Below are 12760 nucleotides of genomic sequence, written 5' to 3' on the forward strand. Positions count from 1 at the left end.
GCACCGGCGGTGGGACCGGGCCGGTCGCTCCGCAGCCGGAGCCGTCGAACGTCGACACGACCCCCACCGGCGGGGCGACGCCGAGCGCGGACCCGACCCCGACCACCCCGCCGCCGAGCACGCCGGAGCCGACGACCACGGACCCGGGCACCGGGGAGGCCGACGCCTGGCTCCCGGGGCCGACGCCCGCGTCCGCGGCGGTCTGAGCCGGGCGCCCGGCAGGTTCCTCGGGGCCTACTCGGCGACGAAGACCGACACCTCGCTGTCGACCGTCCAGTACACCTGCACCGCCACCCTCGACGCGGGGTGCGTCTCGACCAGGGCCGAGCCCTCGTCGGGGTGGAAGGTGAGCCGGGGGTGGCGGTAGACGGCCTTGCGCTCGGCGACGTCGTCGAGGAAGCGGGCGACCCGCACCTGGGCGCCGGAGCGCCGGACCACCCACAGGTCCCAGTCGTCGTGCCGGGTGAGGCGGGCGTCGACCAGGTCGCGCAGCGGCAGCCGGCCCGTGAAGCCGGCGGGTCCGCTCGCCTCGAGCGGGACCTCCACGGCGACCTCGACGGCACCCCGGCGCACGGCGCGGAGCGTGACCCCGGGGTCCTCGTCCCACGCCCGACCGTGCGGCTCGAGGTCGAGGACGAGGACGGAGCCCTCGAACCGCGTCCCGGTGCACTCGACGTGCGACTCGCGGGTCCACGACCGCACGGCGAGGAAGCCGTCGGCCGTGCGGTACGGCAGCAGCACGCTCAGGGGCCCCCGCTCCTGCGGCGGGGCGAGCAGGGCCCGGGCGTCGATGAACGCGTCGAGGCGGACGGCCTCCCTGCCCTCGACGAGGTACGCGTTCCACCGCCCGTCCGGCAGTGCCTCGGCCACCTCGCAGACGGGGGCCTCCGGCGGGCCGGTGAACGGGTAGGTCCGCCTCGACCGGTCGACGCGGCTCCTCAGCAGGAGCGTGGACCCGGGCGTCCAGCCGGCCGGGGGGTGCACACGCAGGCGGCCGTGCTCGGCGACGACGCTCGCCTTGGGGGGCGAGGCGTCGACGGGGCCGGCGACCGGCTCTTCGCGTCGTCGGGCGAGGCGCCCGAGGACCGAGCGGACCGACCGCATCGAGGGGCGACGCGGGAGGTCGGCCGCCAGCTCGTCGAACAGGGCCTCGTACCGGTCGACGACGGCGGGGGTGAGGAACCGGTGCGAGGAGGCCTCGGCGGCCGCGCCCATCCGCTGCCGGAGTGCGGTGTCGCGCATGAGGACACGTAGCCGGTCCGCGAGGGCCTCGACGTCGCCGACCGGCACGAGGTAGCCGTTCTCGCCGTCGGCGACGAGCTCGCGCGGACCCCAGGGGGCGTCGGTGGAGACGACGGGCAGGCCCGCCCGCATCGCCTCGACGATGGTCATCCCGAACGACTCGTGCGTCGAGCTCGACGCCGCGATGGACCCCTTGACCCACTCGACCTCGAGCGGGGCCACCCGCCCCATGAGCAGGACCCGGTCGTGCAGGTCGAGCCGGGCGACGAGCGCCCGCAGCGCGTCGCGGCGCTCGCCGTCGCCGTAGATGCGCAGGGTCCACTCGGGCAGCTCGTCTGCGACGAGCGCGAAGGCGCGCACGAGGACGTCGTATCGCTTGACGACGTCGAGGCGCCCCGCGGCGACCACGAGGGGCTGCTCGCACGTGGACGGGGCGACGACGGCCCCCGGGACGGCGTTCGCGATGGCCTCGACGCGGTGCCCGGGGACGAGGCCGCGCAGCCACGTCGCCTCGCTCGCGGTGAGCGTCACCGACGCGCTGAGCCCCGGGTAGGCGGCGCGCAGGGCGTCGACGACGCCCGGCGCCATGAGGTCGTGCGTCATGTGCTCCTGCGCGATGCGCAGCGCGCGCGGGTGGCCATGGCGAGCGATGAGGAGGTTGAGCGAGGGCCGAGTCCCGATGACGACGTCGCTGCGGCCGGCCGCGAGGTGCTCGACGATCCGCTCGTCGGTGAGCGCGTTGTACTGGCCGTAGTACTCCTCGTCCGGGGGCACGAGCCGTGAGCGCTCGGTGCGTCGCGGGTCAGCGGCGTCCGGTCGGCCCCGGCGCAGGTCGAGCAGCGGGCGGACCGTGTACGTCCCGGCCGGGTCCTGGTGGCAGTGGTCCTGCCGCCGCACGACCGAGACGACCTCGACCTCGTGCCGCTCCGCGAGCCCCAGGGCGAGGTTGTGGACCGCGGTGTTCGTGCCGCCGACGCCGTAGTAGTTCTGGATGAGGAACTCGATCCTCACGACGCGTCCGCCCCTGCCTCCCACGGTGCGGGCGCCGGGTAGTAGGCCTCGAAGAACTCCCGCAGGCGTCGGGTCTGGGCCTCGAGCTCCTCGTCGGCCGAGAAGGCGTCGTTGAGGCAGAACGTGTCCCAGTCACGCCGGGCGAGCAGCCGCTGGAGGCGCGCGGACAGGTCGGGCACCGCCAGCTGGATGTACCCGTAGCGGACCGAGCCGCGGGTGCCCCGGCCGGTGAGGAACGAGTAGTACTGGTGGAACGAGGACGTGAACGAGTGGTCCGAGGGGCTGCGGAAGCGGCTGGCGGCCGTCACCTCGTAGGCCTGCGGGTAGCGCTCCTGCATCTCCTCCAGCACGCTGCGGCGCAGGGCGTAGGGGACGTGCTGCATCGACTGGACGATGACCGGGCCGAAGTCCCGCTCCAGCAGGGCGCGGTTGTTCTTGCACGCGGCGTCGACCGGGGTGTCGAGCCCGGTGATCGGGCCCTGGGGGATCCGCGACATCGACGGGAAGTGCATGCTCAGGCCGTTGGCGTGGAAGAACGCGTTGGGCACCACCGGCCGCCCGAAGAACATGTCGTCGTTGAGGTAGAGGAAGTGCTCGCTCAGGCCCTCGATGTGGTGCAGCTGGCTCTCGATGGCGTGCGAGTTGTAGGTCGGCAGCCACGACGCCCGCTCGAAGACCTCGCGGTGGTCGACGACCTCGACCCGCGGGTGGTCGACGAGCCACGCCGGCCGCTGGTCGTCGGTGACGACGAAGATCTTGCGCACCCACGGTGCGTACTGGTCGACCGAGCGCAGCGAGTACCGCAGCTCGTCCCGGCTCAGGTAGCGCGCCGACGAGGACGACTCCGCGTGGTAGGCCTCGCCGAGCGTCTCGGCCCGGCGTCGGCCCCATGCGGGGTCCGTGCCGTCGACCCAGGTGTAGACGAGGTCGATCGGGAAGGTGACGTCCTCCGGGAGCCGGACCGCCATGTCCGGGTGCGTGGGCACCTGCGACCCCGACGTCGCGGGCACCGGTGCCAGGCGCGAGTAGGCGTCGGCGTCGACCGGGACCAGGGGGGCGTCCGCCAGCCGCAGGCTCACCCGGTTCGGGCGCGGCCCGACGAGGTCGCCGTGGTCGCCCCGGGTCCAGAACTCGACGTCGCACCCGTGGTCCGGGCCGAGGACCGTGGCGCCGGCAGCATCGGTCTGGAACCACGCCAGGCGCAGGACCCGGGCGTCCGCGAGCCGCCGCCACGTGGCGGGGTCCGACCCGTCCATCAGGCGGTGCTGGCCCACGTCGTGCGGGACGACCTGACGGACGTAGGCGACCGGGCTCGCGGCGAGGCCGGCCAGCGCGTCGAGCGCGCGCTCGCGGTCGACGTCGTCCACACCCACCGCGCTGGCGAGGTCGTGCAGCCCACGCACGGCGAAGTGGCGCACCCCCGCGGCGGTGAGCGCCTCGGACACCATCACGAGGTTGCGCCGGCGCGCGCCGAGCGGCGAGAGACCCGGAGCGACGAGCGCCGTCCAGTCCTGCATCTCGTGGTGGACGACCGTCGAGGCCGGGTGGGAGGTGGGCGGCATGGGGGCTCCTTGCGGGGGCGGCGGCAGGGCCCGGCTCAGTCGCGCTCGAAGGAGCTCTTGAGGGGGAAGTAGGCCTGGAGGAAGTCGCGGACGATCTTCGCCTGCGCGGCGGGGTCGAGGCGGCTCGAGTCGTGGTCGTTGAGGCAGAAGACGTCGAAGTTGCGCTCGTCGAGCAGCCCGGTGAGGCGCGCGGGCGTGTCGTCCTTGGCGATGTCGGCGTAGAAGTAGCGCAGCCGGCCGGGGACGGCCCGCCCGGTGAGGTAGCCGTAGTAGTGCCCGAGCGAGGCGGCGACCGAGACGTCCATCGGGCTGCGGAACTGCGCGCGGGAGGTGGCGCGGAACTCGTCGGAGAAGCGCTGCTCGAGGTCGGTCATCGTCGAGCGGCGCAGCGCGTGCGGGACGTGCCAGAACTTGTTCGCGATGGTCACGCCGTACGCCTCGGCGAGCAGGTCGCGGTTGCGCTTGGCCGCGCTCATCACCGGCGCGTCCTCGGCCGAGGGGTGGCCCAGGCCGATCTTCGCCTTCGACATGTGGAACGTGCTCAGCCCGTTGGCCACGAAGAAGTGCGTGGGGCTGACCGGGCGCGCGAAGAACACGTCGTCGTTGAGGTAGAGGTACTGCTCGCTCAGGCCCTCGATGTGGTGCAGCTGGGTCTCGATGGCGTGCGAGTTGAACGTCGGCAGCCGGCCGCGGTCACCGAACAGCTCGCGGTGCGACACGACGGTGACGCGCGGGTTGTCGGTGTCGAGCCACTCCGGGACCTGGTCGTCGGTCACGAGGTAGACGTGGCGCACCCAGTCGGCGTACATGTCGAGCGAGCGCATCGAGAAGCGCAGCTCGTCGCGGGAGACGAAGCGGCTGGGGTTGGTGGCCAGGGCGTGCAGCTCCCCGGCGTCGCCGCCGCGCTGCTCGAGGGTGCGGGCCTTGCGCTCCAGCCAGGCCGGGTCGCTGCCGTCGACCCACGTGTAGACGACGTCGACCGGGAACTGGACGGACTGGACGTGGGGGTACCGGACCGAGGCGAGGGTCGGCCGCTCGGTGTCGCCGATGCGCCGCGGCGTCGTCTCCTGCTCGTCGGGGGTGATGAGGTCGATCCAGCGGTTGACGCGGGGCGCGACGAGCGTGCCGGCCGGGATCGGCTCGCCGTTCTCGGCCGCGGGCCGGTCCGAGGAGGCCACCGGCCAGAACTCGAGGTCGCAGCCGAGCGCCGGACCGCCGATGAAGCGGCCGTCCGGGCTCGCGTAGGCCCGGAAGACCCGCACGACCTTGGCCCGGCGCGGGAGGGTCTGCGGACGCACCACCCGGACGCCGCGCACCTGCTGGCCCCCGACCCGGCCCACGTAGACCACGTCACCGCGGCACGCGGCCGCGAGCGCCCTGAGGGCCTGCGCCCGGTTCGGCTGCCGGACGACGACGACGCGGCGGGTGCCCGGCTCGGCGTCGAGGACGAAGTAGGGGACGTCGGCCGCCTCGAGGGCGTCGGCGACGACCGCGAGGTTGGCGTCGAGCACGTCGCCGGCGCGGAAGGACTCGACCTGCTTGGCGACGTAGACCTGCCCGGCGACGGTCACCGCGCTCCAGCCGCGGCGGTGCTGGGCGACGCGGGCCTTGGCGGAGGTCTCGCGCAGGTCCCGCACGGCCCGCTGGGGGAGGGTGCGCCCGTTGGCGACGTCGCGGATCTGGCGCCAGACCGGGTCGGGGACGTGGGCGCGGACCCACTCGCGGGCGGGCACGGGGACGGCTCGGGCCAGGCGCATGCCGGACTGCTCCTCTCCCCCGGGTGGTGACCTGCGCCGTCACCCCGACGGCGCGCGCCCATGATAGGCGGTTGTTTGGCCTGCGACCGCCCGGGTCAGGGGCGTGCCGCGAGCTCGTCGTCGACCGACCGCCGGGGAGCGCTCCCCATCGTCGGGGTCGGCGGCGCGGTCTAGGCTCGGTCGGTCACCTGCCGCCGTCCGAGGGGGAACCGTCTGATGCCCGTGGTCGCGTATCCCTCCCGGGTCCGCCCGGCGCCGCCCGCGCTGCGGCTCGAGGTCCCCGACGGCTGGTCGTGCCCGCCGCCCGGGGACGCGCTCGTCCGCGTCGTCGGCCGGGGCAGCGCCGGTGACGAGGTCGTCGTCGAGGTCCGGCACCGGGTCGAGGCGCCGGACGCCGTCGCCGGGACGGTCGCGTCCTCCGTCGCCGCGGCGGCCGCCGGCGCATCGGGGGAGGTCGAGGAGGTGTTCCTCGTCGAGATCGCCGACCGCGAGTGGACCGCGCACAACGTCTCCCGGGACGAGGCCGACGGCCCCGTCGTCGAGGTGCACCTCGTGGCCGTGGTGGGTGCCGACGACGACGCCGTCTCGGCGGTGCACGTGCGCGGCCGGGTGTCGGGCGAGGGCCTGGACGACGACTACGACCTCCTCCAGCAGGTCCTCGAGTCCGTCGTCGTCGACGGGGTGGACGCGTGAGGGCCGGGCGGGTGCTGCGCGGCAGCTCGATGCTCGTGCGCTCCGGGCGGGCCACCGACGTCGGCCGGGTGCGCGAGCACAACGAGGACAGCCTCGTCGCGGCCAGCCGGGTGTTCGCCGTGGCCGACGGGATGGGTGGCCACGCCGCCGGCGAGGTCGCCTCCCGCATCGTCGTCGAGACGCTCGGCGAGCTCGAGGAGCACCCGCCGACCAGCGCCGACGACGTGAGCGCCGCGCTGCGCGAGGCGAACCGGCGCATCCTCGACACCGTCGATGCCGACCCCGCGAAGCGCGGCATGGGCACGACCGCGACCGGCGTCGTGGTCGTCGACACCGGCGGGCGCGAGCAGTGGGTCGTCTTCAACGTCGGCGACTCCCGGGTCTACCGGCTCGCCGACCACCGGATGCACCAGGTGACGCGCGACCACTCCGAGGTGCGCGAGCTCGTGGACGCCGGGCTGCTCGACCCGTCGGAGGTCGCGACGCACCCGCTGCGCAACGTCATCACGCGCTCGCTCGGCACCGACCCCGCGCCCCGCGTGGACGTGTGGGTGCTGGCGCCGACGCCGGGGGAGCGGTTCGTCATCTGCAGCGACGGGCTGAGCAACGAGCTCGACGACCGGGACATCATGGTGCTGGCGCGCCAGTACGCTGACCCCCAGACAGCAGCCGACGAGCTCGTCGGTGCCGCCGTGCGGGCCGGGGGACGCGACAACGTGTCCGTCGTGGTCGTGGCCGTCGACCCCGGAGAGGACGACGACGACGACGCGGACACCGCACCGCGCGCCGGCCTGCACCGACCCTGACAGGAGCCGACCGTGACCGACGTGCGAACCTCGGCGCCGGACGGCTTCGTCGAGGTGCGGGGGGCCGACGTCGTGGCCGTCGTCGAGGTCGCCGACCGGCACCGCGAGGCCCTGGAGAACGCGGCCTCCGAGGGGATGCTCCAGCTGCTCGACCTGCTCTGCTCGCGCGGGCTGCTCGTCATGCCGGCGTTCGCGCTGGCCACCGCGCACGGTGACGGGGTCCGGGTGCTCCTGCGTGGCGTGGCCACGGCGGCGCTGCCGGACGGCTCGGTCGTCGGTGCCGAGGACCGGCTGCCCTGGCGCGAGGTCGTGCTCGAGGCGCCGGCGTCCGACGTCGTGCTCTCGGCGGTGCTGCCCGAGCCCGAGGTCGCCCGTGGGTGGCGCCGGCCGGCCCGGCTGCGCGCCGGCGCGGCGGCGGCGGCCGCCGTCCTCCCGGTGCCCGAGCCGGAGGCGGAGGTCGAGCCCGAGGCCGAGGACGTGCAGGAATCGTCGAATGTGTCGATTCCTGACCACGCCGAGCCGGAGCCGGAGGTCGGGCCCGAGCGCGAGGGCGTGCAGGAATCGTCGGATGTGTCGATTCCTGACCACGCCGAGCCGGAGCCGGAGGTCGGGCCTGAGCTCGAGAGCGTGCAGGAATCGTCGGATGTGTCGATCGATGCGCAGGCTGCCTCCGGTCCCGAGCCCGAGCCCGAGCCCGAGCCCGAGCCCGAGCCCGTCGTGCCTCCTGCCGACCTCACGCTCCCCCCGCCGGAGGACTCCGCCGGGCAGACCCCGGCCGAGCGGGTGCCCGCCTCCCCGCCGCCGGACCGGACGATCATCGACTCCGTGCCGTGGCGCCGCCCCGGCGGAGCGCCGTCCGAGGCCGCCGCAGCCGCCGCGCCCGTCCCCCCGCCGCCGCCCGCCGGGCCGCCGCCCCCGCCGGTCGAGCGCACGGTCGTGCCCGAGCCGGAGCCCGAGCACCACGCCGAGCCCGAACCGACCCCCGACCCCGAGCCGGTCCCGGCCCCGGTCGCCGCGACCCCCGTCCCGGACGCCGCCCCGGAGGTGACGACCGCGCGCGCCGCGCTGCCCCGGCACGACGAGGACCTCGACCGCCCGGTCGTCCTCGCCGTCCTCTGCCCCGCCGGGCACCACTCGCCGCCGCACGCCGGCCGGTGCCGCACCTGCCGGCGCGAGATCCCGCCGCAGCAGCCGACCCCCATCCCGCGCCCGACCCTCGGCGTCCTGCGCATCTCGACCGGCGGCTCGGTGCCGCTGGACCGCGGCGTCCTCCTCGGGCGCTCGCCGCGGGTCAACGAGGAGCTCCCGGCGGCGCAGCGTCCCCACCTCGTGCGCGTCGGCGGCGTCGACCGCGACATCAGCCGCAACCACGCCGAGGTCGTCCTCGAGGGCTGGCACGTCCTCGTCCGTGACCTCGGGTCGACCAACGGCACCACGGTCGCGCTGCCCGGCGAGGAGCCGGTGCGCCTGCGCCCGACCGAGGACCAGGGCATCGAGCCCGGCGCCGTCATCACCCTCGCCGACGAGGTCTCGCTGACCTACGAGGTCGAGGGATGACCCCAGCCGACGCCCCGGTCATCCCGGGCCTGACCTTCGTGCGCCCGCTCGGCTCGGGCGGCTACGCCGACGTCTACCTCTACGAGCAGCAGTCACCGCGGATGAACGTCGCGGTCAAGGTGCTCAAGCGACAGGGCCTCACGGCGAGCATCCGGCGGCAGTTCGTCGACGAGGCGAACACGATGGCCCAGCTCGCCGACCACCCGTACATCGTCCAGGTCTTCCGGTCCGAGCAGACGGCCGACGGCGGCGCCTACCTCGTCATGAAGTACTACCCGCCGCCGAACCTCGCGCAGCGGGCCAAGGCGGAGCGGCTCACGGTCGAGGAGGTGCTGCGCACCGGCATCCAGCTGGCCAGCGCCGTCGAGACCGCGCACCGGGCGGGCATCGTCCACCGCGACATCAAGCCGGCCAACGTCCTCGTCAGCCAGTACGGGCAGCCCGGGCTCACCGACTTCGGCATCGCGGGGCGCGGGGTCCACGCCGAGGACGTCGACGAGGACGTGGGCGTCTCCGTCCCGTGGTCCGCGCCCGAGGTGCTCTACGGGATGTCCAACGGCGACGCCCGCAGCGACGTCTACTCGCTCGCCGCCACCCTGTGGCACCTGCTCGTGGGGCGCTCGCCGTTCGAGCAGCCGGGCGGCGACAACTCCGCCTACGCGCTGATGCCCCGCATCCGTGCGACGCCGGTGCCCGCCACCGGCCGGGCCGACGTGCCCGTCTCGCTCGAGCGGCTGCTCGCGCACGCGATGGCCAAGAGCCCGGACGGCCGCCCGCAGAGCGCGATCGAGCTGGCGCGCGGCCTCCAGGCCGTCGAGCGCGAGCAGCGGCTGGCGCCGACCGCGGTCGTCGTCCTCGACGAGCAGGGCAACACGACGGTCGCCGAGTCGCCCGTCGCGCGCGGCGCCGACGACCACGACCGCACGAGCATCCGCGCCGTGTCCGTCCCGGCGCCGGCGGCCCCTGCTCCCACGGCCGCGCATCCCGAGGACGACGAGGACGACGACGCCCCGACGACCGTCAGCGGCGGCGTCGTGCTCGGCGTGCTGGCGGCGCTCGTCGCCGTCACCGTCGGTGTCGTCGTGTGGGCCCTCGGCCGCGGTGACGAGGAGGCCGCGCCGACCCCGAGCGCCGCCGGGACCCTGACGCGCACCGCCGCCCCGAGCCGGGCGGTCGACTACCCCGAGCAGCCCGCCATCGACGCCCGGGGCTCCGGCGCCGGCGTCACCTTCACGTGGAACTACGTCGGCGCCGAGAGTGGTGACTTCTTCCGGATCCGGTTGGCGGACACCGAGGGTGGGGTGGCAGATGCCGAGATCATCACGGTCAAGGACGGTCCCCGCTACACCGCGAAGGCGGGCTCCGGCCAGACGGTGTGCGCCCAGGTGCAGGTGTCGCGGAGCTCCGGCGTGACGTCCCCGCTCTCGCCCGTGCGCTGCGAGACCGCGCCGTGACGCCTAGCCTGTCGATGCCGACTTCCCTGCGAGAGAGGACGACCCGATGGGGGTGACCGTCGACTACTGCGGCGAGCTGTACGTGGCGCCGGAGGACCGCCCGATGACGATCGGCCGGGTGGCCGACGTCGAGGTCGACGACAACCCGTACCTGCACCGCGTCTTCCTCCAGGTGCACCACGAGCACGGGCTCTGGTGGCTGACCAACGTCGGGTCCACGCTCACCGCGACGGTCGCCGACAAGAAGGGTCTGTTCCAGGCCTGGCTGAGCCCCGGCGCGCGCATCCCGCTCGCGCTCGAGGCGTTCACCGTGTGGTTCACCGCCGGGCCGACGACGTACGACTTCGACGTGCTCGTCGACGACACCCCGTTCGTGTCGGTCGAGACCGCGGCGGAGCCCGAGCCGGAGGGCTCCGGTGCGCAGACGACCGTCGGCCGGATCTCCATGACCCCGGACCAGAAGCTGCTCGTCGTCGCGCTCTGCGAGAGCTTCCTGCGCACGACGTACGCCGGTGGGGGACAGATCCCCTCGTCCGCCGACGCCGCTGCGCGTCTGGGGTGGACGACGACGAAGTTCAACCGCAAGCTCGACAACGTCTGCCAGAAGCTCGCCGACGCCGGGACGCGTGGCCTCCACGGTGGCCCCGGCAAGCTCGCGAGCAACCGCAAGTCGCGCCTCGTCGAGCACGCCCTCTCGACCCGGATGGTCACCGAGGTCGACCTGCGCCTCCTCCCCGAGCCCGGCGCCGCCCCCACCCCCTGACCCACGCGCCTCGACATTTCGGGGTCACCCCGAAATGTCGACGAGACAAGACTTCCGAGCCGGGGTTTCGCGGACGAACCCCTGTGTCACCGAGAAGCCCGCACGTGCGGGCTTTTGGTGGTCCGCGTCGGGTGCGGACAGCGACAACCCCGCACGTGCGGGCTTTTCGTGCTCCGGGTCGAGTGCGGACAGCGACAACCCCGCACGTGCGGGCTTTTCGTGGTCCGGGTCGGGTGTGGACAGCGACAACCCCGCACGTGCGGGCACAGGGCGGAGGGGCATCCGACCGCGTCGCCGCGCCTCGGACCGGGCTACACCGCAGTAACTGCCGTGATCGCAACACGTATTGCGGTGTAGCGCGCGACAGGGCCGGCGCGGGCGGCTGACCTGCGGACTCGTCACCCCCCGGCACCCGTGGGGGTATCGACGACGCCCGACGGGCCCGGATGCCCCGGCAGCACTCGGGGAGTGCTCCCCTCCGGACCGGGCCTGACGCCCCGCGTTCTCTGGTTACTCTGGACGAGCCGGGGTGGTGGACGGGGCCGCTCGGGGGAGCAGACCAGCACAGGACGAGGAGCCGCACGTGACACGGGTGGGTGCCGCGCGGGTCCGCGGTGCGCGCAGCCACGCGCGCCGGCGCACGGCCGGCACCGTCGTCGTCGCGCTCGTCGCCGCCGGCCTCGGGTACGCCGCGGTCGCCAGCGACGGCACCACCGTCCACGAGGCCGACCTCAACGACGCCGGCGTCTGGGTCAGCTCCGCGCAGCAGGCCAAGTTCGCCAAGGCCAACATCCCGATCGGCCAGCTGGAGACCGGGGTCGCGACCGACAGCGGCACCGGGGGCGGCCTCGACATGCTCCAAGATGGGGCCGCGGTCTTCGGCATCTCGACCGCCGGCGGCGAGCTCTTCCCCCTCGACCCGCGCACCTCGACCGCCGGCGACCCGGCCGCCACCGTACCCGCCGTCGACGAGCGGTCCGGTCGCTTCACGCCGCAGCCGGTCGACCTGCGCGGCGGCACCCTCGCGCTCCTCGACCCCGCGAGCGGCAAGCTCTATGCGCAGCGCATCGACACCCGCACCGGCACGACCGACCTGCCCGGGGTCGCGGTGGGCGCCAAGCCCGTCGCCACGGTCGGCAGGAGCGCCGCGGTCGCGGTCGGCCTCGACGGCGTCGTCCACGCGGTCTCCGGCGCCGACGGCACGGTGACGACCATCGCCCCGACCCCCACCGGCTTCGCGAAGCCGACGACCACGCGCTCGGCGCTGCGCAGCCCGCACCCCGACATCACCGCCGTCGGGGCGGACTGGGTCGCCTACGACCCCGAGACCGACCGCGTCTTCACCGCCGACGAGCCCGACGGCGTCGACGCGCAGGTCACCGCCGACGGCTCCCGGCTCGCGGCGCTCCAGGTGCCCGGGCCGGACGCCGACACGGTCGTCGTCGAGTCCGCCCAGCGCGCCGTCCAGGTGCCGCTCGACGGTGGCCTCTCGCCGGGCGGCGTCGTCATCGGCGAGCGGGTCAACCGCGTGCCGGGCGCGACCCTCGTCACGCGGCCGGTCGTCCTCGGCGGCTGCGTCCACGCGGCGTGGGCCGAGCAGACGCAGGTCTTCTACGGCGCCAACTGCGGGCGCACCGGCGACGAGCCGACCGCGACGCTCCCGACCGGCTCCGAGGACCCCATCCGCGAGGGCGTCACCTTCCGGGTCAACCGCGGCCTCGTCGTGCTCAACGAGCTCGACGACGGCGGGGTCTGGGACCTCGAGGACAAGCCGACGAAGATCGACAACTGGGACGCGTTGACGCCGCCGACGCGTCAGGACGACAAGAACCAGAAGAAGGACGAGAACCTCGTCGACGAGGCCGCCGCACAGCAGCCGCCCAAGGCCGTCCCCGACGCCCAGACGGTGCGCCCC

Annotated in this window: 8 protein-coding genes and 1 pseudogene; 6 read left to right on the top strand and 3 right to left on the bottom strand. The window is 74.5% G+C overall.

Translation table 11 applies throughout. The features are described from left to right. Positions 1 to 234 precede the first annotated feature (234 nt). The 3 genes from IG69_RS0106240 to IG69_RS0106250 are packed head-to-tail and all read right to left on the bottom strand — an operon-like array spanning position 235 to position 5572. Positions 235 to 2253 carry a glycosyltransferase gene (locus IG69_RS0106240; RefSeq protein ID WP_030527306.1) on the bottom strand — a complete coding sequence of 673 codons (2019 nt, stop codon included), beginning with the start codon at positions 2251 to 2253 and terminating at the stop codon, positions 235 to 237. Beyond that, positions 2250 to 3815, bottom strand: coding sequence for a stealth family protein (locus IG69_RS0106245; protein WP_211250971.1), 1566 nt, complete (start codon positions 3813 to 3815; stop codon positions 2250 to 2252). The genes IG69_RS0106240 and IG69_RS0106245 overlap by 4 nt, the downstream gene beginning before the upstream one ends. Before the next feature lie 35 nt (positions 3816 to 3850). Then, entirely contained in the window at positions 3851 to 5572 is a 1722-nt protein-coding gene (locus IG69_RS0106250) for a stealth family protein (protein ID WP_030527308.1), read from the bottom strand. 216 nt (positions 5573 to 5788) lie between these two features. On the opposite strand from IG69_RS0106250, the gene IG69_RS0106255 reads away from it, so the two are divergent. From IG69_RS0106255 to IG69_RS0106280, 6 genes and pseudogenes are all read left to right on the top strand, one after another. Beyond that, the gene (locus tag IG69_RS0106255) at positions 5789 to 6265 is read left to right on the top strand and encodes a hypothetical protein (protein ID WP_030527309.1); all 477 of its coding nucleotides are present in this window, start codon (positions 5789 to 5791) and stop codon (positions 6263 to 6265) included. Next, entirely contained in the window at positions 6262 to 7071 is an 810-nt protein-coding gene (locus IG69_RS0106260) for a PP2C family protein-serine/threonine phosphatase (RefSeq protein WP_030527310.1), read from the top strand. The genes IG69_RS0106255 and IG69_RS0106260 overlap by 4 nt, the downstream gene beginning before the upstream one ends. Before the next feature lie 12 nt (positions 7072 to 7083). Beyond that, positions 7084 to 8628: an FHA domain-containing protein gene (locus IG69_RS0106265; protein WP_030527311.1), complete on the top strand. Its 1545-nt coding sequence runs from the start codon at positions 7084 to 7086 to the stop codon at positions 8626 to 8628. Further along, positions 8625 to 10082 (top strand): serine/threonine-protein kinase, encoded by a 1458-nt coding sequence (locus IG69_RS0106270; protein WP_030527312.1) that lies wholly within the window; start codon positions 8625 to 8627, stop codon positions 10080 to 10082. Before IG69_RS0106265 ends, IG69_RS0106270 begins: the two co-directional genes overlap by 4 nt. Positions 10083 to 10128: 46 nt before the next feature. Continuing rightward, entirely contained in the window at positions 10129 to 10845 is a 717-nt protein-coding gene (locus IG69_RS0106275; protein WP_030527313.1) for an FHA domain-containing protein, read from the top strand. 583 nt (positions 10846 to 11428) lie between these two features. Next, positions 11429 to 12760: pseudogene (locus IG69_RS0106280) on the top strand (Ig-like domain-containing protein); the annotation flags it as partial.

It is taken from the genome of Phycicoccus jejuensis (genome assembly GCF_000720925.1).
Lineage (GTDB): Bacteria > Actinomycetota > Actinomycetes > Actinomycetales > Dermatophilaceae > Phycicoccus > Phycicoccus jejuensis.